Origin of the sequence: Paraburkholderia sp. RL17-337-BIB-A, from assembly GCF_046025895.1 — a bacterium.
GTDB classification, from domain to species: Bacteria; Pseudomonadota; Gammaproteobacteria; order Burkholderiales; family Burkholderiaceae; genus Paraburkholderia; species Paraburkholderia fungorum_C.
Genome location: NZ_JARESY010000001.1, coordinates 1,698,260 through 1,717,505, shown reverse-complemented (window position 1 = coordinate 1,717,505; position 19,246 = coordinate 1,698,260). Strand labels below are relative to the sequence as shown.

Below are 19,246 nucleotides of genomic sequence, written 5' to 3'. Positions count from 1 at the left end.
GTAGTTTGGCCGGCTGCCCGTGGCCGGCCGCCGGATCGCCGGCCGCCTGATCAGAACGCCGTCCCGATCTGGAACTGGAACTTCTGATACTGGTCGCCGGTGTGCTTCACGAGCGGGAAGCCCAAGCTGAGCTTGAGCGGGCCGATCGGCGAAATCCACGCAAGACCGACACCATAGCCGTACCGCAAGCCGTTCGCGCCCGTCGAATTCGCAGCAGCGCTCGCGTCTGCCCAGACGTTACCGGCGTCAAGGAACGTGAACACGCGCAAGGTCCGGTCATAGCCCGTGCCTGGCAACGGGAACGTCAACTCAACGTTGCCGACGAGCAATTTCGAGCCGCCGATCGGATCGTTAGTCGTTTTGTCGCGCGGACCCAGCGAGCTCGGTTCGTAGCCACGCACCGAACCGATACCGCCGGCGTAGTAGTTCTTGAAAATCGGATAAGGCTTACCGCTCAGGCCGTTACCGTAACCGCCCTGGAAGTTGAAGCCCAGCACGAAGCCACGCGCAAACGAGTAATAGTACTGCGCGTTGATATCGGCCTTGTAGTACTGCGTGCCGCCAATCGGCGTGCCGTATTCTGCATTTGCCTGCGTGAAGTAACCGCGGCTCGGCACCAGTGCGCTGTCACGCGCGTCGCGCGACCAGCCCACTGTGATAGGAACGTTGTTCGAAACGCGACCGAAATCCTTGACGTACTGTATGTACGATGCAGGGGTGTTCGCGTCGATATCCAACTGGTTCTGCTCGAGGCCGGCACCGAAGTACACCGTGTCGACTTCGGAGAACGGAATACCGAACTTCAGGTCGCCACCGATCGTGACGATCTTGAAGCTCGAATCCGTCGAGTAGTACAGCGGCTGGTACGTACGGTAGTAGACGTCGGTAATCCGCTTGATGCCGTCGACCGTGAAGTACGGGTCGACCTGCGTGACCGTCAACGTACGGTACGTCTTGGCGGTATTCACATTCACCGCGAGACTCGTGCCCGAACCGAACACGTTGTCCTGCGACACGCCCGCCGAGAGCACCACCTTGTCGGTCGACGAGAAGCCCGCGCCCAGCGTGATCGCGCCGGTCGGCTTTTCGGCCACCTTGACGTCCACATCGACCTGGTCCGGCGTGCCTTCCACCGGCACGGTGGTCACGTCGACATCGGTAAAGTAGCCGAGACGGTTGATCCGGTCTTTCGACAGCGCTAGACGGTTCGAATCGAACCACGAGCTTTCGAGCTGGCGCATTTCGCGACGCACCACTTCGTCGCGCGTACGCGTGTTGCCGACCACGTTGATGCGGCGCACGTACACGCGGCGGCTCGGGTCCACTTGCAGCGTCAGGTCGACCTTGTGGTGTTCCTGATCAATCTGCGGCTGTGCGTTGACGGTGGCGAACGCGTAGCCGTATTCGCCCAGCTTGTCGACGATTGACTTGGTGGTGGCTTGCAGCTTTTCCGCCGAGAAGCGGTCACCCGGTTTGATCTTGATGAGCCTGGCCAGCTCCGGCTCGCGGTCGAGCAGGTTGCCGGCCAGCTTGATGCTGCTGATCGTGTACGGCTCGCCTTCGTGCAGCGTGACCGTCAGATACATGTCCTTCTTGTCCGGCGAGATCGACACCTGGGTCGAGTCGATGTTGAACTCGAGGTAGCCGCGATTCAGGTAATACGAGCGGACGTTTTCGAGGTCGCCGGTGAGCTTGTCTTTCGCGTACAGGTCGTTCTTCGTGTACCACGAAAACCAGTTCGGCGTGGACAGCTGCATTTCGTCGCGCAACGTACCCGTGCTGAACGCCTTGTTGCCGATGAAGTTGATCTGGCGGATCTTCGCGCTCGGACCTTCAGCCACCGAGAACAGCACCGACACGCGGTTGCGGTCGATCGGCGTGATCGTGGTAGTAACTTCGGCGGCGTAGTAGCCACGCGTCAGGTACTGGCGCTTCAGTTCCTGCTCGGCCTTGTCGACGAGTGCCTTGTCGTAGTAACGGCCTTGCGACAAGCCGACCGCGCGCAGCGCCTTGGTCAGGTTGTCCTTGTCGAACTCGTGAATGCCGGAGAAGTCGATCGAACCGACGGCCGGACGTTCCAGCACCTGCACGATGACGACGTTGCCTTCGGTCGCGATCTTGACGTCGTTGAAAAAGCCCGTGGCGTACAGCGCGCGAATGGCTTCAGAAGCCTTGTCGTCGCTAAAGGTGTCGCCTTGCTTGATGGGCAGGTACGCGAACACGGTACCGGGTTCGACGCGTTGCAATCCCTCGATCCGGATGTCTTGCACCACGAAGGGCGTCGTTGCGTGAGCAACCAGCCCATGCGCGGCGAATGCCGCGGCTATAACCGTCTTTGGAACAAAGCGATGAGGTTTAAACAACGTGCTTCCCCAGTGTGTATAGCTGCATCAGGTCGGGCGGTCGCCATCGTGAACGCCGCCAGACACTTTAAAAATGGATTAAACGAGCCAGATCGTTGAACAGCGCGATCGCCGACAACGCGACGATGCAGGCGAGACCCGCCCTCTGAAAAACGAGTTGCCAGCGATCAGAGACAACTTTGCCGGTTACAGCTTCAACCAAATAATATAACAGATGACCCCCGTCCAATACCGGAATTGGTAACAGGTTCAGTACGCCGAGGCTAATACTGACAAGGGCCAGGAACGACAGGAATGCAGAAGGACCTAGACGTGCGCTCTTTCCTGCGTAATCGGCGATCGTCACGGGGCCAGAAAGGTTCTTGAGCGAAGCCTCGCCGACGATCATTCGTCCGAACATGCGCACCGAATAGACAGCGAGATCCCATGTGCGGCGCGCGCCCAGTTGCAGGCTTTCGACCGGACCGTAATGCACGTCGATCGACGGCACCTGCGTGGCGAGTTCCGCGCCGATACGGCCGATCTGCTGCCCCGTCGTGTCATCACGCTGCGACTGCGGGACGATGCGAACGTCTTCCAGCTTGCCCGCCGCTTGCCCACCACGCTCTACCTGCAGCGTCATGGGCGTGCCGGCGTGCGATTTTACATAGGCGATGAAGGCCGTGGCATTGTCAGTTGGGATACCGTTGATCGCGCGCAGACGGTCACCCACTGCAAGACCTGCCTTTTGCGCCGCGCTACCCGGTTGCACGCCCGCGACCGCCAGCTTGCCACCACCCGGCTCGAAACCGAGATGCGACATAAAGTCGTCGTCGACGTCTTTCTCGGTGATACCGCGCAGATCGAGCTGGAAATCCGAGGTGCCGTGGACATCTTTCGCACTCAGCACGACGCGCTTGTGATCGAATGCCGCACCCAGCAGTTTCCAGCGCAAGTCGGACCACGAGCGCACCCGCTCAGATTCGCCGGCATTCTCGGCACGCACCGCGACAATCGTTTCGCCGCCGTCGAAACCCGCCAACGCCGCTGGCGTATTGGGAGCGGGCGTCGCAACCACGGCCGCCGGCTCCGTCACGCCGGTGGCGAACACGAGGGCGAACAGCACGATGGCAAGCAGGAAGTTCGCGACCGGGCCGGCCGCGACAATCGCAAAACGGCGCCACACCGACTGCCGGTTGAACGCGTGCGGCAAGGCTTCGACGGGAATCGGCGCCCCGCCGGTCTCGCGCTCGTCGAGCATCTTCACGTAGCCGCCCAGCGGCAGCGCGGCAATCGTCCATTCGGTGCCGGTCTTCGGACTCACCCACTGGAACAGCGGCTTGCCGAAGCCGATCGAAAAACGCAATACCTTGACGCCGCACAAACGCGCCACGCTGTAATGCCCGTACTCGTGGACGACCACGAGTACGCCAATCGCGACCGCGAAGGCAAGCAGTTCGATCAGCAGATTCATAGGCGCCTCACTGGACGGCGCGTTCCGTGCGACGGGCGCCGTCCGGCAGACGCGCGATGAAGTCGACCGCGGCACGGCGCGCGGCCGCATCCGCTTCGATCACGTCTTCCAGCGCGTGCGCGCTACGGTTCGGCAACGCGTTGAGCACCGCGTCGACCACCCGGGCGATCGCCATGAAACCGATCTGGCGCGACAGGAACGCTTCAACGGCGATTTCGTTCGCGGCGTTCAGGGCCGCGCTCGCGAGGCCTCCCTCGGCCAGCGCCTTCACCGCAAGCGCGAGACACGGGAAACGCGCGTAATCCGGCTTTTCGAACGAAAGCGATGCGACTTGCAGCAGATCGAGTTGTGCCACACCCGAATCGACCCGATCCGGAAACGCCAGCGCATGTGCAATCGGCGTGCGCATGTCGGGGTTGCCCAGTTGCGCGAGCACCGAGCCGTCGGCGTACGACACCATCGAATGAATCACGCTTTGCGGGTGGATCAGCACCTCGATGCGCTCGCCCGGCAGATTGAAGAGCCAGTGCGCCTCGATCACCTCGAGGCCCTTGTTCATCATCGTGGCCGAGTCGACCGAAATCTTACGGCCCATCACCCAGTTCGGATGCTTGCAGGCTTCGTCAGGCGTGACGTCGACCAGCGTGGCCGGTTCGCGCGTGCGGAACGGACCGCCCGACGCGGTCAGGATGATCTTCGAGACGCCGCCGTGCAGTGCGGCTTCGCGCGGCAAACACTGGAAAATTGCGTTGTGTTCGCTGTCGACCGGCAGCAGCACGGCGCCGTTGTCGCGCACCGCGTCCATGAAGATCGCGCCGGACATTACCAGCGCTTCCTTGTTGGCGAGCAGAATGCGTTTGCCGGCGCGCGCGGCGGCGAGACTCGGCGCGAGACCCGCAGCGCCGACGATCGCCGCCACCACGGTATCGCAGCCGTCGCTCTTCGACACGTCGACGAGCGCTTGTGGCCCGTACGTAACTTCGGTCTTGCAACCGGCTTCGCGCAGTTTCGCCGCGACGCGCGCGGCCGTATCGGCGTCGCCGACTACCGCGACCTCGGGTTGAAAGCGCAGGCATTGCTCGACGAGCTTGTCGCCGTTGCGATGCGCCGTGAGCGCATAAACCGAAAAGCGCTCGGGATGACGCGCGACGACGTCGAGCGTGCTGTCTCCAATCGAGCCCGTGGAACCGAGCAATGTCAGACGTTTTTGCATATCTCTTTCTCTAGCCGAGCAGCAGCATGGCAAGCGGAAGCACCGGCAATAATGCGTCGATGCGGTCGAGCACGCCACCGTGCCCAGGCAACAGGCCGCTTGAATCTTTCACTCCGGCCTGGCGTTTCATCATTGATTCGAACAGGTCGCCCACCACGCTGAATGCCACCAGCAAGGTCAGTGCGAGCAGCGTACGTACGGCGCCCAGTTGCGCCAGCAGCGCAGAATACAGGGTTGGCTCGAATGCATGCCAAAAGACCGCCGCCGCCGCGACGATCATGACTACCAGCCAGCCGCCGATCGCGCCCTCCCAAGTCTTACCCGGGCTGATGGCAGGCGCCAGCTTGTGTTTGCCGAACGCTTTTCCGGAGAAGTATGCGCCGATATCGGCCAGCCATACCAATAGCAGCAGCGACAGCACGAACGGCACGCCTTTCATGCGTGCGGCGACGAGAGCATGCCAGCACGCGACGAATACCACAATGCCAGCAAGGAATAGAAAAGCGCGCCATGCGCCCTGCGCGAGGGTCGGCTTGCGCAGGAGCACGTACGGCCCCGCGATCACCCAGAAAATAGCGGCCGCCTGAAAGAGCGGCCGGGGCTCCTCGACGCCAGCGCCGAGCCGCGTGCTCGCGACCAGCGCAACCGCGGCCACCAGCGCGTAAATGACCGGGCCCGCGCCGCCGAGCTTCAGCAGGCGTGCCCATTCCCACGCGGCGAACACGACGACGAAAGCGATCAGCGCGCCGAACGCGCCCACCGGCGCGAACAACGTGACCGGCAGAAAGATCGCCAGTAGGATGATCGCCGTGATGACACGGGTTTTTAGCATGGAAGCGAATCGACGTTTTGCGATTGCGGCTCGAGTTGAGCACTGGTGCGGCCGAAGCGGCGCTCACGCTCCGCATAGGAAGCGATGGCGTGGCCGAGCGCTTCCGCGTCGAAATCCGGCCAGAATGTGTCGGTGAAGTAAAACTCGGTGTAGGCGAGTTGCCACAGCAGAAAGTTGCTGACGCGGCGCTCGCCGCCGGTGCGGATGAAGAGGTCCGGCTCCGGCGCGTAGGCCATCGACAGGTGTTCGGCGAACGAATCCTCGTTCACCTCGACCGCCTTGCCCGCCAGCGCCGATTGCTCGGCGAGCTTGCGGGTGGCCTGCATGATGTCCCAGCGGCCGCCGTAGTTGGCGGCGATGGTGAGCGTGAGACGGGTATTGCGCGCGGTTTTGGTTTCCGCGCGTTTGATCAGATCGCGGATCCGCGTATCGAATCGGGACAGATCGCCGACCACGCGCAAACGGATGCCGTTGGCGTGCAGCTTGCCGATTTCGCGCTCCAGCGCGGTGACGAACAGACGCATCAGGAACGACACCTCGTCGTTCGGGCGGCGCCAGTTCTCCGAGCTGAAAGCAAACAGCGTCAGGTATTCGACACCCTGCCGGGCGCACGCCTCGACGGCCGCGCGCACTGCGTCGACGCCGCGCGTATGGCCGGCTACGCGCGGCAGGCGCCGCTGGGTCGCCCAACGGCCGTTGCCGTCCATGATGATCGCGATATGTCGCGGCACCGCGGCGACATCAGGCACGCGCACGGTTGAGCTGGTATAGGTCATGGCCGTCGGGACAGTGACTGCAAAAAAGAAGTGGAAGTCTTGAACGTGCTGAGCGCCCCCCAATTCTGGCGCTTCGCGCCAAGCGCCCTGAGGGTGCAATCCCCCGAGAGGACTTCTTGCGGAGCGGAAAATTTTGGGCGGCCCGGGGTTCTGCCGGGTGCTCCCAAAACCTGGCGCTTCGCGCCAGGCCCCCGAGGGGGCAATCCCTCAACCCAAAAGGGATTTCCTTCGAGGCAGAGGAATTCCTGCGGAGCGGAAAACCTTGGGCGGCCCGGCGTTTTCCTGGGAGCCAACGGCCTCAGACCGTCATGATCTCAGCTTCTTTAGTTACTACAAGCTTGTCGATCTCCGCGACAAACTTGTCCGTCAGTTTCTGAACGTCGTCACCGGCACGGCGCTCATCATCTTCAGAAATTTCCTTGTCCTTCACGAGCTTTTTCAGTTGCTCGTTTGCATCACGGCGCAGGTTACGAACAGCGACCTTGGCCGTTTCCGCTTCGCTCTTGACCACTTTGGTCAGTTCGCGACGGCGTTCTTCGGTCAACGCGGGCATCGGCACGCGGATCACGTCGCCTTGCGTCGCCGGGTTCAGACCGAGGTCCGACTCGCGGATCGCCTTTTCGACGACCTGGACCATCTTCTTTTCCCACGGCTGCACGCCGATCGTGCGTGCGTCGATCAACGTCAGGTTCGCGACCTGCGAAATCGGCACCGGCGAACCGTAGTAATCGCACTGGATGTGATCGAGCAGGCCCGTGTGCGCACGGCCCGTGCGGATCTTCGACAGATCGTTCTTGAACGCGTCGATGGAACGCTGCATCTTTTGTTCAGCGCCCTTCCTGATATCAGCCACAGACATTTTTAAACCTCCGAACCTTCAAAACGGTGCGAGCCGGCCAGCGCGCGCATTATGCGGCGGCCTGGGCTCGCGTTAAAGCCCACGTTATGTGAACGAGAGTTTACACGTGGACGAGGGTGCCCTCGTCCTCGCCTTGTACGATGCGCTTGAGCGCGCCCGGCTTGACGATCGAAAACACCCGGATCGGCAGTTTCTGGTCGCGGCACAGCGCGAACGCCGTGGCGTCCATCACCTGCAGATTACGGCCGATGGCTTCGTCGAAACTGATCGTGGTGTAACGGGTCGCGCTCGGGTCTTTCTTGGGGTCGGCCGAATACACGCCGTCCACCTTGGTGGCTTTCAGCACGACTTCCGCGCCGACTTCCGAACCGCGCAGCGCGGCGGCCGTATCGGTCGTGAAGAACGGGTTGCCGGTGCCGGCCGCGAAAATCACGACTTTGCCTTCTTCGAGCTGGCGAATCGCGCGCGGACGGATGTAAGGTTCGACCACCTGGTCCATGCGCAGCGCGGATTGCACGCGCGCTTCGATACCGGCGTGGCGCATTGCGTCCTGCAGCGCCAACGCGTTCATCATGGTGGCCAGCATGCCCATGTAGTCAGCCGTGGCGCGATCCATACCGGCCGCGCCGCCCGCGACGCCGCGGAAAATGTTACCGCCGCCGATCACCACGGCCAGCTGCGTTCCGAGACGGACCACTTCGGCCACGTCCGCCACCATTCGTTCGATGGTCGCGCGATTGATGCCAAAGGCATCGTCGCCCATCAGAGCTTCACCGGAGAGTTTGAGCAGGACGCGTTTATAGGCAGTGGGCATAGGGGTATCCAGATCGCGCAGAACAGGGCAACAACAAGGGACTAATGTAGGGGTGAAATACTGATTCGGGCAAGCGTCGCCAAATTGACGAACCCTGGGGTTCGCCAGAGGCGGCTGCGCGACGAGGGTCAACCCGCACGCGGCCTTGCGGCGCTGCCGACCGCGGCAAAGTCTTGCTCCGCCGCGGGTCCAACGGTACTCATTAAAGCTTAAGCGATGCTTATTGCTGCTTTGCAGCAGCGACTTGAGCGGCCACTTCAGCTGCGAAGTCGTCCTGCTTCTTCTCGATGCCTTCGCCAACCACGAACAACGCGAACTTCTGCACGCTCGCGTTGCCAGCCTTCAGCATCTGTTCGATCGTCTGCTTGTCGTTCTTAACGAACGTCTGGTTCAGCAGCGACACTTCCTTCAGGTACTTCTGCACGCTACCGTCGACCATCTTGGCAACGATTTCAGCCGGCTTGCCCGATTCAGCAGCCTTCTGTTCAGCAATGCTGCGCTCCTTGGCGATCAGATCCGCCGGGACGTCGTCCGACGACAGCGAGACCGGCTTCATCGCGGCGATGTGCATTGCCACGTCCTTGCCGACCTGCTCGTCCGCGCCGGTGTACTCGACCAGCACGCCGATACGCGTGCCGTGCAGGTACGCTGCCAGCTTGTTCGAAGTTTCGAAACGCACGAAACGGCGGATCGACAGGTTTTCACCGATCTTGCCGACCAGCGCCAGACGCACTGCGTCGACCGTCGAGCCGTCCAGCGGCAGTGCCGACAGCGCAGCGACGTCGGCCGGGTTTTGCGTAGCGACCAGTTCAGCGACGGTCTTCGAGAAAGCCAGGAAATCGTCGTTCTTCGAAACGAAGTCGGTTTCGCAGTTCAGTTCGACCAGCGAACCCGCGTTGCCGCCGATGAACGATGCGACCACGCCTTCAGCCGTCACGCGCGACGCTGCCTTGCTGGCCTTGTTACCCAGCTTCACGCGCAGCAGCTCTTCAGCGCGCGCCATGTCGCCTTCGGCTTCCGTCAGCGCCTTCTTGCATTCCATCATCGGCGCGTCGGTCTTTGCGCGCAGTTCTGCAACCATGCTTGCGGTAATTGCCGCCATCATTTGCTCCTTGAGTTCCATCTGTCACACGCCGCCCGGACTTCGATGCCGGCGGCAAGAATTCGTTTCAACGTCGCCCGTATTATTTACGAGCTATGTTTCAGGCACTGCTCACAGCACCTCACTACTTTGTCGCGGCTTAAAAAAAGGGGGCCTGTAGAAAGCCCCCTTTTTTGCCGGACACGGGGCAGCTTTACGCTTCCGCGTTGACCTCGACGAACTCGTCGCCGTCGCCACCACGTGCAGCTTGCACCACTTCGTTGACCGCGTTCGCACGGCCTTCAAGGATCGCGTCAGCCACGCCAGCCGTGTACAGAGCGACCGCCTTCGAAGCGTCGTCGTTACCCGGGATCACGTAGTCGATGCCTTCCGGCGAGTGGTTCGTGTCGACCACGGCGATAACCGGCACGCCGAGCTTGTTAGCTTCGGTAACGGCAATCTTGTGGTAGCCGACGTCGACCACGAAGATCGCGTCCGGAATACCACCCATGTCCTTCACGCCGCCGATCGACTTTTGCAGCTTGGCCATTTCGCGTTCGAACAGGAGCGCTTCCTTCTTGCTCATGCGTTCCGTTTCGCCTGCTTCCAGCGCTGCTTCCATGTCCTTCAGGCGCTTGATCGAGACCTTCAGCGTCTTGAAGTTGGTCAGCATGCCGCCGAGCCAGCGCGCGTTGACGTAAGGCATGCCAGCGCGTTGCGCTTCTTCAGCGATCGTGTCGCGCGATTGACGCTTCGTGCCGACGAACAGGATCGTGCCGCGATTCGCTGCCAGTTGACGCGCGTACTTCAGCGCGTCGTTGTACATCGGCAGCGTCTTTTCGAGGTTGATGATGTGAATCTTGTTGCGATGGCCGAAAATGAAGGGGGCCATCTTCGGGTTCCAGAAGCGCGTTTGGTGACCGAAGTGGACACCGGCTTCCAGCATTTGACGCATGGTAACTGCCATGAAAATCTCCGCGAGGGTTGGGTCTTAAGCCGGCTGCCGTATCTGCCGCGCTGCCTTTTTGGCTGAACGCGACGGACACCCTGGGTGCGCCGGCTTGCGAGTCTGTTGCCTTGATACCGCCTTAGCCCGTAGCGCAGGCAACTATCGCTACGAGAAGCCTTTTCGTCAGTTTGTGCCCTTGTGCGTACCCGCTAGAAACAGCGTTAGAACAGCAACCAAGCAACAAAATTAAGACAGAGATCGACTTAGCCAAAGATTATAGCACGCGACCATCGGTCGACTCAACCTGCGGTAGCTCCCATTTGACGTAGCCGGGTTGCACCCGGGCACCTGCCGCGCGGCCCGGGCGAAGGCGGCCGCCACGGCTGCGCAGATGGCCGCAAAAGACGATTCGGGCAGCGCCGCAAAAGGCCCCAGCCCTATTGCAAAAGCCTGCGGCGCCCGGAATATGGTGCGATAATCCCGCAATAAATCGCATTTCAGGCCCGACTCATGGCTATTACGCTCAAAAACGAACACGATATCGCGCAAATGCGCGTCGCCTGCAAGCTTGCTAGCGAAGTGCTCGACTACATCACGCCGTTCGTCACGGCCGGCGTCACGACCGGCGAACTCGACCGGCTGTGTCACGAATATATGCTCCAGGTACAAGGCACGGTTCCGGCGCCGCTGAACTATCAGCCGCCCGGCTATCCGCCTTACCCGAAAGCCACCTGCATTTCGGTGAACGACGTGATCTGCCACGGCATTCCGGGCGACAAGACGCTGAAGAACGGCGACGCGCTGAATATCGACGTCACGGTGATCAAGGAAGGTTATTTCGGCGACACCAGCCGGATGTTCATCGTCGGCGAAGGCTCGATCATGGCGAAGCGGCTGGTCCAGACCACCTTCGAATGCATGTGGCTCGGCATCGATCAGGTACGCCCGGGCGCCCATCTCGGCGATATCGGCTACGCCATCCAGAAGCATGCCGAAGGGCAAGGCTACAGCGTGGTGCGCGAATATTGCGGCCACGGCATCGGCACCGTGTTCCACGAAGATCCGCAGATTCTGCACTACGGCCGTCCCGGCACCGGGTTCGAGTTGCAGACCGGCATGATCTTCACGATCGAGCCGATGATCAACGCCGGTCGGCGCGACATCCGCACCATGCCGGACCAGTGGACCGTCAAGACCAAAGACCGCAGCCTGTCGGCGCAATGGGAGCACACCGTGCTCGTCACCGAAACCGGCTACGACGTGCTGACTGTCTCGGCCGATACGCCCGCGCGTCCGCCGATCGTCGCGGCCACCGCCTGATCGACTTCTGACCTTACCCGCCCGCCTGCCAATGAGTAGTGTTCCAGCCGTTGCCCAATCCCATGCCACGTCGCTCAAGGCGGACTATAAAGTGGCCAAAGCCCAGTTGCTGGAACGCTTCAAGACCGCCTCCAACGTCGACTCGCTGATGGCAGCGCTCGCGCGCGTCACGGACGAGTCGCTGCGCGCCGCCTGGAACACCTGTGAGCTGCCGCCGGAGCTGGCGTTGCTGGCGGTAGGCGGTTACGGGCGCGGCGAACTCGCGCCGCATTCCGACATCGACATTCTGGTGCTGCTGCCCGACGCGCCGATTGCGCATCTCGAAGCGCGCATCGAACGCTTTATCAGCCTCGCGTGGGATCTGGGGCTCGAACTCGGCAGCAGCGTGCGTAGCGTCGTGCAGTGCGTCGAAGAAGCCGCCAACGACGTCACCGTGCGCACCTCGCTGCTCGAGGCGCGGCGCATTACGGGCAGCGCCCCGCTCTTTGACGACTTTGCGCAGCGCTACCGCGAAACGCTCGATCCGCGCGCATTCTTCCAGGCCAAAGTGCTTGAAATGCGTCAGCGGCACGCCAAGTTTCAGGACACGCCGTATTCGCTCGAACCGAACATCAAGGAAAGCCCGGGCGGCCTGCGCGATCTGCAACTGATTCTGTGGATTACCCAGGCGGCCGGTTTCGGCAGTAGCTGGCGCGAACTCGAAGCACGCGGCCTGATCACCGAGCGCGAAGCGCGCGAGCTACGCCGCAACGAAGGCTTCCTGAAAACGCTGCGGGCCCGGCTGCATGTGATCGCCGGCCGCCGCCAGGACATTCTGGTGTTCGATCTGCAAACGCCGGTAGCCGAAAGCTTCGGCTACAAGCCGACGGCCACCAAGCGTGCCAGCGAGCAGCTGATGCGTCGCTATTACTGGTCCGCCAAGGCCGTCACGCAACTCGCGACAATCCTGATCCAGAACATCGAGGCGCAACTCTTCCCCAACACGAGCGGCATCACGCGCGTGCTGTCGGACCGTTTCGTCGAGAAGCAAGGCATGCTGGAAATCGCCAGCGACGACGTATTCCAGCGCGAGCCGAACGCGATCCTCGAAGCTTTCCTGCTCTACGAACAGACGCCGGGCGTGAAGGGTTTATCGGCGCGCACGCTGCGCGCGATCTACAACGCCCGCGACGTGATGGATCAGCATTGGCGGCGCGATCCGGAAAACCGGCGCCTGTTCATGGACATCCTGAAGCAGCCGGCCGGCATCACGCACGCGCTGCGGCTGATGAACCAGACTAGCGTGCTCGGGCGCTATCTGCTGAACTTCCGGCGCATTGTCGGACAGATGCAGCACGACCTGTATCACGTCTACACCGTCGATCAGCACATCCTCATGGTGTTGCGCAATCTGCGCCGCTTCGCGGTCGCCGAGCACGCGCACGAATATCCGTTCTGCAGTCAGTTGATCGCCAATTTCGACCGGCCGTGGGTGTTGTACGTGGCGGCGCTGTTTCACGACATCGCCAAGGGCCGCGGCGGCGACCATTCCACACTCGGCATGGTCGACGCGCGGCGCTTCTGCCGCAGTCATGGCATTGAGGGCGAAGACGGCGAGCTGGTCGTCTGGCTGGTCCAGCAGCATCTGACCATGAGCCAGGTCGCGCAGAAGCAGGACACGAGCGATCCTGAAGTCATCAAGCGGTTTGCCGAACTGGTCGGCAACGAGCGCCGGCTGACCGCGCTCTACCTGCTGACCGTCGCCGACATTCGCGGCACCAGCCCGAAAGTCTGGAACACCTGGAAAGGCAAGCTGCTCGAGGACCTTTACCGCAACACGTTGGCGGTACTCGGCGGCGCACGGCCTGACGCGCATTCGGAACTGAAATCGCGCCAGGAAGAGGCGCTGGCGCTGCTGCGCCTCGAAACCGTGCCGGAAGGCGCGCAAAAGGCGCTGTGGGACAAGCTGGACATCGGCTATTTCCTGCGTCACGACGCGGCGGATATCGCGTGGCAAACCCGCGTGCTGTACCGCCATGTCGAAACCGCGGCGCCGATCGTGCGGGCCCGTCCGTCGCCGATCGGCGAAGCGCTTCAGGTGCTGGTGTATGTCAAGGATCAACCCGATCTGTTCGCCGGCATTTGTGCGTATTTCGACCGCAACGGCTTGTCGGTGCTCGATGCGCGGGTCAGCACGACCCGTCACGGGTACGCGCTCGATAATTTCCTCGTCGCGCATACCGAAGAAGACGTGCATTATCGCGATATTGCGAATCTGGTCGAGCAGGAACTGACCGCACGCCTCACAGGTGACGGCACCCTGCTCCCGGGACCGTCGAAAGGCCGTTTGTCACGGCTGTCGCGGACCTTCCCTGTCACGCCGCGCGTCGATCTTCGGGCCGACGAGCGCGGCCAATATTACATCCTGTCCGTGTCTGCCAACGACCGGCCAGGCCTTCTTTATTCGATCGCGCGCGTGCTGGCCGAGCACCGGGTCGGCGTTGCGTCGGCGCGGATCAATACGCTCGGCGAACGCGTCGAAGACGTGTTCCTGCTGGATGGACACGGTCTGTCGGACAACCGCCTGCAAATTCAGGTCGAGACCGAACTGCTGCGCGCGATTGCAGTGTGAGATTTCATGCGAGTCAAATTAACAGCCAAGCACCCGCGGCCGGCTTCGTCCGAACGCGCCCCTGTCCGTACCGGAAGCATCTCGGCGCGTAAGCCGACACGCCCGGCCGGGCCGAACCCGTCCACGTCGACGGCGGGTTTTAGCGGGGCGCGGGGTGAAGGCGCTGGCGCAGCGGGTGGCGGCGGCAAGCGGCCCGCTGGAGCAGGTAAGCCGGCGGGCACCGGTGCGCGTGCGCCACGGGCTGAAGGATCGTTTTCCCGCGAACGCGATGCTGGCGGTGCGCGCAGGGCGCCGTCGGATCGGCCGCCTAGGCGCGAAGGGGCCGGCGGTGCGCCGCGCCGGTTTGAGGGCAGCGGCGAGCGCGCTCCGCGTCGGGACGATGGTGAGCGTGCGCCCCGGAGGTTTGAGGGTGGTGGCGAACGTAGCGAACGCGCTCCGCGTCGCGTTGATGGTGAGCGCAGCCAGGGCGCGCCGCGCCGGTTTGAAGGCACTGGTGATCGCGCTCCGCGTCGGGACGATGGTGAGCGTGCGCCCCGGAGGTTTGAGGGTGGCGGCGAACGTAGCGAACGCGCTCCGCGTCGCGCTGATGGTGAGCGCAGCCAAGGTGCGCCGCGCCGGTTTGAAGGCACTGGTGATCGCGCTCCGCGTCGGGACGATGGTGAGCGTGTGCCTCGTAGATTTGAAGGCAGCAGCGAACGCGCTCCGCGTCGCGCAGACGGCGACCGCGGCCAAAGCGCTCCACGCCGGTTTGAAGGCGGCGGCGAGCGCAGCCAGGGCGCCCCGCGCCGATCCGAAGGAAGCACGGATCGCGGTGACCGCGCCCCGCGCAGTTTCGAAGGCAACCGCGCCCCGCGCCGTGACGACGGCGAACGCCGCTCGTTCAGCGGCCCGCGCCCGGGTGCAGGCCGTCCGTCGGAAGGTGGACCGCGCAGCGAGCGTCCGGCGCGCGACGCCTCGGATCGGCCGCGCTTCGGCAGTGACCGTGGCGCCCCGCAAGAACGCCGTAGCGGCGAGCGCGGGCCGCGCGGCGACAGCGCACCGCGCCGTTTCGAAGGCGAGCGCAACTCGTCCGGGGGGGGTGAGCGTACTTTCGCGAAACCCGTCAAAAGCGGCTACGGCGATCGCACGGACCGTCCGGCGCGCGCACCGCGCGACGATCGCGGCGAACGGGCACCGGCCAAACGTGAATTCGGCGACCGCCCAGCGCGTGCCGGCGAACGTAACGAACGTACCGAGCGGGGCGAACGCCCGGCTCGCAGTTTCGACAAGGCACTGCCGGCCGCCGGCCGCCGCTTTGGCGATGACAATCGCCCCGCACGTGCCGACAAACCGCGCGGCCCAGCATCGGCAGACAGAGCCGAACGCGACGCCGATGACGCCCCGCGCACGCCACGCCGCGATTACGAAGACGCACCGGGCACCCTGCGCCTGTCCAAGCTGATGTCGGAACTCGGCCTGTGCTCACGCCGCGAAGCGGACGAGTGGATCGAAAAAGGCTGGGTGCTAGTCGACGGCGAGCGGATCGACACGCTCGGCACCAAGGTTCGCCCGGACCAGCGCATCGAGATCGACCCGGCTGCCGAGGCCGCGCAAGCGAGCCAGGTGACGGTCCTGATCCACAAGCCCGTGGGCCTCGTATCGGGCCAGGCCGAAGACGGCTATCAACCGGCGATCACGCTGGTCACGCCGGAAAATCGCTGGGAAGGCGACAGTTCCGACATCCGCTTCTCGGTCGCGCATCTGCGCCAGCTCGCACCGGCCGGGCGCCTGGACATCGATTCGACGGGCTTGCTGGTGCTGACGCAGGACGGCCGCATCGCCAAGCAGCTGATTGGCGGCCATTCGGAGATCGACAAGGAGTATCTGGTGCGCGTGTCGTTCGGCGAGCACACCACTGACGTCGAAAGCCACTTCCCGCCGGAAAGCCTCGCGCTCTTGTGCCACGGCCTCTCGCTCGACGACGTGCCGCTGAAACCCGCACAGGTCAATTGGCAAAACGGCGAGCAACTGCGTTTCGTGCTGCGCGAAGGCAAGAAACGCCAGATCCGCCGGATGTGCGAACTGGTCGGCCTCGAAGTGATCGGCCTGAAGCGCGTGCGGATGGGCCAGGTGATGCTGGGCGCATTGCCGCCGGGCCAATGGCGCTATCTGTCGGCGGACGAGTCGTTTTGATGCCGGGAGCTTGACGCTCAAACAGCGAAAACTCACGGTGCCGCACCGTGACACTCGCCCAACCAGAAACCCACGTGAAAACGTGGGTTTTTTTATGCCGGCGGCGCACACGACAATGCATACGCCGCAGCCCGCGATACGGCCTCAGTCGTCGCTATTCGGGTCCATATCCGGAAACAGGATTTCCGTGAAGCCGAACTTCGCGAAATCGTTGATCCGCATCGGGTACAGCTTGCCGATCAGATGGTCGCACTCATGCTGCACGACACGCGCGTGAAAGCCCTCGGCGACACGATCGATCGGCTTGCCGTACTGGTCGAAGCCGTGATACTTGATCATCGAAAACCGGCTTACCGCGCCGCGCAGACCCGGCACGGACAGGCAGCCTTCCCAGCCCTCTTCCATATCCAGCGACACCGGCGTGATGGTCGGGTTGATCAGCACGGTCTCCGGCACCGGCGGCGCATCCGGATAGCGTTCGTTGTGCCCGAAACCGAAGATCACCACCTGCAGATTGACGCCGATCTGCGGCGCGGCGAGCCCCGCGCCGTTTGCGTCGTGCATGGTCTCGAACATGTCTTTGACGAGCTCATGCAGTTCGGGTGTGTCGAAGTGATCGACCGGATCGGCAATTTGCAAAAGGCGCGGATCGCCCATCTTGAGAATTTCGCGGATCATAACTGCCCCTCCAGGAGCTTACGCATACCATCTTCGTCGAGTACCGGGATGCCGAGTTCCTCGGCTTTCGCCAACTTGCTGCCCGCTTCGGCCCCCGCCACGACGTAGTCCGTTTTCTTCGACACAGAACCGGCGACCTTCGCTCCGGCCGCTTCGAGCATTTCTTTCGCCTCTTCGCGGGCGAGCGTCGGCAAGGTGCCGGTCAATACGACCGTCTTGCCGGCCAGCACGCCTTGCGGCGCCTTTGGCGCGGGCGGTCCTTCCGGCCAGGTGACCTTGCCCGGCGCGCGGAGTTGCTCGATCACCGTGCGGTTGTGCTCTTCGGCAAAAAACTGATGAATCGACTCGGCCACCACAGGACCCACATCGTTCACCTCCAGCAATTCCTCGACCGAGGCATCCATGATCGGATTCAGCGAGCCGAAATGTTTGGCCAGATCTTTCGCCGTCGATTCGCCCACATGCCGGATACCGAGCGCGTAAATGAAGCGCGCGAGCGTGGTGTGTTTGGCTTTTTCGAGCGAGTCGAGCAGATTCTGCGCGGACTTCTCGGCGAAGCGGTCGAGTTCGGCAAGCGTCGCAAAGCCGACGTTGAACAGATCGGCCGGCGTACGCACCAGATTCTGCTCGACGAGTTGATCGATGATCTTTTCGCCGAGCCCGTCGATATCCAGCGCGCGCCGCTGCGCGAAGTGCCACAGCGCCTGCTTGCGCTGCGCCGGACAAAATAGGCCGCCCGTACAGCGCGCAATCGCCTCGTCCGGCAGACGTTCGATGCTCGAGCCGCACACCGGGCATTGCGTGGGCATGACGAACTCACGGGCGTCTTCCGGGCGGCGCTCGAGCAGCGCGCTCACCACTTCGGGAATCACGTCGCCGGCGCGCCGCACGATCACCGTGTCGCCGATGCGGATATCCTTGCGGCGCACTTCGTCTTCATTGTGCAGCGTCGCGTTCGTCACCGTCGCGCCGCCGACGAACACCGGCTCCAGCCGCGCAACCGGAGTGATCGCGCCGGTACGGCCGACCTGCACGTCAATCGCGACGAGTCTGGTCAGCGCTTCCTGTGCAGGAAATTTGTGCGCCAGGGCGAAACGTGGCGCGCGTGAGACAAAGCCGAGCGCATCCTGCTCGTCGCGCCGGTTGACTTTGTAGACGACGCCGTCGATGTCGTACGGCAGCTTGTCGCGCTTCTCGCCTACCGTGTGGAAAAACCCCAACAAGCCCTCGGCGCCTTGCACTACCGCCCGCTCGCCATTCACCGGCAAGCCGAGTTCCTTGTACCAGTCCAGCAGCTCGCTATGCGTGGCCGGCATCTCGATGCCTTCGAGCACGCCGATTCCATAAGCGAAAAACGACAGCGGCCGCTGCGCGGTGATCTTCGAATCGAGCTGCCGCAGACTGCCTGCCGCGGCGTTGCGCGGATTGGCGAATTCCCGCTGCTCAGCGGCCCGCTGGCGCTCGTTCAAGCGTTCAAAGTCGCGCTTGAACATAAGCACTTCGCCACGCACGTCGAGCACATGCGGCACGCGCTTGCCCTTGAGCTTGAGTGGAATGGAACGGATCGTGCGAACGTTCTCGGTGACGTTCTCGCCGGTGGCGCCGTCGCCGCGCGTGGACGCCTGGACGAACGTGCCGTCGACGTAACGCAGGGAGATGGCAAGGCCGTCGAACTTCAGCTCAGCCGCGTAATCGACCGGTGCCGCCGGTTCGCTCGCGGTCTTGCCGAGCGCGTCGGCGACGCGCTTGTCGAACGCGACGATGTCTTCATCCGCGAAGCCATTGTTCAGCGAGAGCATGGGTTGATCGTGCACGACCGGCTCGAAACCGCTCGACGCCTCGCCGCCCACGCGCTGAGTGGGCGAATCGGGCACGATCAGGTCCGGATGCTCCGTCTCGATGCGCTCGAGCTCCTTGAATAGCGTGTCGTATTCCGCGTCCGGCAGGTCCGGCTGGTCGAGCACGTAGTACGCGTAATTGGCGCGTTCAAGTTCCGCGCGCAGCCACGCGGCCCGCTCTGCCGGAGCGCTGGTTGCAAGGTTTGAGGCGGGAGTTCGGGCCATGCTGTCGGAAGCTTCTTCAGTGAAATTCAGACAGAGGATTATCGCAGGAAAGCGTGCCCCTT

General features: G+C 63.0%; 14 protein-coding genes. 3 read left to right on the top strand and 11 right to left on the bottom strand.

Going from position 1 to position 19,246, the window contains the following annotated elements; translation table 11 throughout:
- Positions 1-50 precede the first annotated feature (50 nt).
- The 9 genes from bamA to rpsB all read right to left on the bottom strand — a co-directional run bounded on the left by bamA (position 51) and on the right by rpsB (position 10,358).
- The gene (gene bamA / locus P0D84_RS07790) at positions 51-2,363 is read right to left on the bottom strand and encodes an outer membrane protein assembly factor BamA (RefSeq protein ID WP_408334419.1); all 2,313 of its coding nucleotides are present in this window, start codon (positions 2,361-2,363) and stop codon (positions 51-53) included.
- Positions 2,364-2,430: 67 nt separating this feature from the next.
- Positions 2,431-3,816 carry an RIP metalloprotease RseP gene (rseP, locus tag P0D84_RS07785; RefSeq protein ID WP_408334416.1) on the bottom strand — a complete coding sequence of 462 codons (1,386 nt, stop codon included), beginning with the start codon at positions 3,814-3,816 and terminating at the stop codon, positions 2,431-2,433.
- A 7-nt stretch (positions 3,817-3,823) separates the two neighbouring features.
- Positions 3,824-5,029 carry a 1-deoxy-D-xylulose-5-phosphate reductoisomerase gene (locus tag P0D84_RS07780; RefSeq protein ID WP_408334413.1) on the bottom strand — a complete coding sequence of 402 codons (1,206 nt, stop codon included), beginning with the start codon at positions 5,027-5,029 and terminating at the stop codon, positions 3,824-3,826.
- Between the two features lie 10 nt (positions 5,030-5,039).
- The gene (locus P0D84_RS07775; RefSeq protein ID WP_408334410.1) at positions 5,040-5,861 is read right to left on the bottom strand and encodes a phosphatidate cytidylyltransferase; all 822 of its coding nucleotides are present in this window, start codon (positions 5,859-5,861) and stop codon (positions 5,040-5,042) included.
- Positions 5,855-6,637 carry a polyprenyl diphosphate synthase gene (gene uppS / locus P0D84_RS07770; protein ID WP_179732656.1) on the bottom strand — a complete coding sequence of 261 codons (783 nt, stop codon included), beginning with the start codon at positions 6,635-6,637 and terminating at the stop codon, positions 5,855-5,857. Before uppS ends, P0D84_RS07775 begins: the two co-directional genes overlap by 7 nt.
- Before the next feature lie 298 nt (positions 6,638-6,935).
- Positions 6,936-7,496: a ribosome recycling factor gene (frr, locus tag P0D84_RS07765; RefSeq protein WP_012433445.1), complete on the bottom strand. Its 561-nt coding sequence runs from the start codon at positions 7,494-7,496 to the stop codon at positions 6,936-6,938.
- Between the two features lie 100 nt (positions 7,497-7,596).
- On the bottom strand, positions 7,597-8,310 hold the full coding sequence (gene pyrH / locus P0D84_RS07760; RefSeq protein WP_012400732.1) for a UMP kinase: 714 nt from the start codon (positions 8,308-8,310) through the stop codon (positions 7,597-7,599).
- Between the two features lie 220 nt (positions 8,311-8,530).
- Positions 8,531-9,412 carry a translation elongation factor Ts gene (gene tsf / locus P0D84_RS07755; RefSeq protein ID WP_097389605.1) on the bottom strand — a complete coding sequence of 294 codons (882 nt, stop codon included), beginning with the start codon at positions 9,410-9,412 and terminating at the stop codon, positions 8,531-8,533.
- Between the two features lie 193 nt (positions 9,413-9,605).
- Positions 9,606-10,358: a 30S ribosomal protein S2 gene (rpsB, locus tag P0D84_RS07750; RefSeq protein WP_179732660.1), complete on the bottom strand. Its 753-nt coding sequence runs from the start codon at positions 10,356-10,358 to the stop codon at positions 9,606-9,608.
- Between the two features lie 492 nt (positions 10,359-10,850).
- Here rpsB and map point away from each other — a divergent pair, with 492 nt between their 5' ends.
- The 3 genes from map to P0D84_RS07735 are packed head-to-tail and all read left to right on the top strand — an operon-like array spanning position 10,851 to position 16,443.
- Positions 10,851-11,660, top strand: coding sequence for a type I methionyl aminopeptidase (gene map, locus P0D84_RS07745; protein ID WP_408334403.1), 810 nt, complete (start codon positions 10,851-10,853; stop codon positions 11,658-11,660).
- A 31-nt stretch (positions 11,661-11,691) separates the two neighbouring features.
- Positions 11,692-14,271, top strand: coding sequence for a [protein-PII] uridylyltransferase (locus tag P0D84_RS07740; RefSeq protein ID WP_408334400.1), 2,580 nt, complete (start codon positions 11,692-11,694; stop codon positions 14,269-14,271).
- Positions 14,272-14,277: 6 nt separating this feature from the next.
- The gene (locus P0D84_RS07735) at positions 14,278-16,443 is read left to right on the top strand and encodes a pseudouridine synthase (protein ID WP_408334397.1); all 2,166 of its coding nucleotides are present in this window, start codon (positions 14,278-14,280) and stop codon (positions 16,441-16,443) included.
- A 144-nt stretch (positions 16,444-16,587) separates the two neighbouring features.
- On the opposite strand, the gene def is transcribed toward P0D84_RS07735, so the two are convergent.
- Positions 16,588-17,121 (bottom strand): peptide deformylase, encoded by a 534-nt coding sequence (gene def / locus P0D84_RS07730; protein ID WP_408334394.1) that lies wholly within the window; start codon positions 17,119-17,121, stop codon positions 16,588-16,590.
- The gene (ligA, locus tag P0D84_RS07725; RefSeq protein ID WP_408334391.1) at positions 17,118-19,184 is read right to left on the bottom strand and encodes an NAD-dependent DNA ligase LigA; all 2,067 of its coding nucleotides are present in this window, start codon (positions 19,182-19,184) and stop codon (positions 17,118-17,120) included. The genes def and ligA overlap by 4 nt, the downstream gene beginning before the upstream one ends.
- Positions 19,185-19,246: the final 62 nt, after the last annotated feature.

Bases quoted from the DNA above. Each gene is read 5' to 3' on its own strand.
- rseP (WP_408334416.1), bottom strand. From the start codon at position 3,816: ATGAATCTGCTGATCGAACTGCTTGCCTTCGCGGTCGCGATTGGCGTA.
- P0D84_RS07780 (WP_408334413.1), bottom strand. From the start codon at position 5,029: ATGCAAAAACGTCTGACATTGCTCGGTTCCACGGGCTCGATTGGAGAC.
- P0D84_RS07775 (WP_408334410.1), bottom strand. From the start codon at position 5,861: ATGCTAAAAACCCGTGTCATCACGGCGATCATCCTACTGGCGATCTTT.
- uppS (WP_179732656.1), bottom strand. From the start codon at position 6,637: ATGACCTATACCAGCTCAACCGTGCGCGTGCCTGATGTCGCCGCGGTG.
- frr (WP_012433445.1), bottom strand. From the start codon at position 7,496: ATGTCTGTGGCTGATATCAGGAAGGGCGCTGAACAAAAGATGCAGCGT.
- pyrH (WP_012400732.1), bottom strand. From the start codon at position 8,310: ATGCCCACTGCCTATAAACGCGTCCTGCTCAAACTCTCCGGTGAAGCT.
- tsf (WP_097389605.1), bottom strand. From the start codon at position 9,412: ATGGCGGCAATTACCGCAAGCATGGTTGCAGAACTGCGCGCAAAGACC.
- rpsB (WP_179732660.1), bottom strand. From the start codon at position 10,358: ATGGCAGTTACCATGCGTCAAATGCTGGAAGCCGGTGTCCACTTCGGT.
- map (WP_408334403.1), top strand. From the start codon at position 10,851: ATGGCTATTACGCTCAAAAACGAACACGATATCGCGCAAATGCGCGTC.
- P0D84_RS07740 (WP_408334400.1), top strand. From the start codon at position 11,692: ATGAGTAGTGTTCCAGCCGTTGCCCAATCCCATGCCACGTCGCTCAAG.
- P0D84_RS07735 (WP_408334397.1), top strand. From the start codon at position 14,278: ATGCGAGTCAAATTAACAGCCAAGCACCCGCGGCCGGCTTCGTCCGAA.
- def (WP_408334394.1), bottom strand. From the start codon at position 17,121: ATGATCCGCGAAATTCTCAAGATGGGCGATCCGCGCCTTTTGCAAATT.
- ligA (WP_408334391.1), bottom strand. From the start codon at position 19,184: ATGGCCCGAACTCCCGCCTCAAACCTTGCAACCAGCGCTCCGGCAGAG.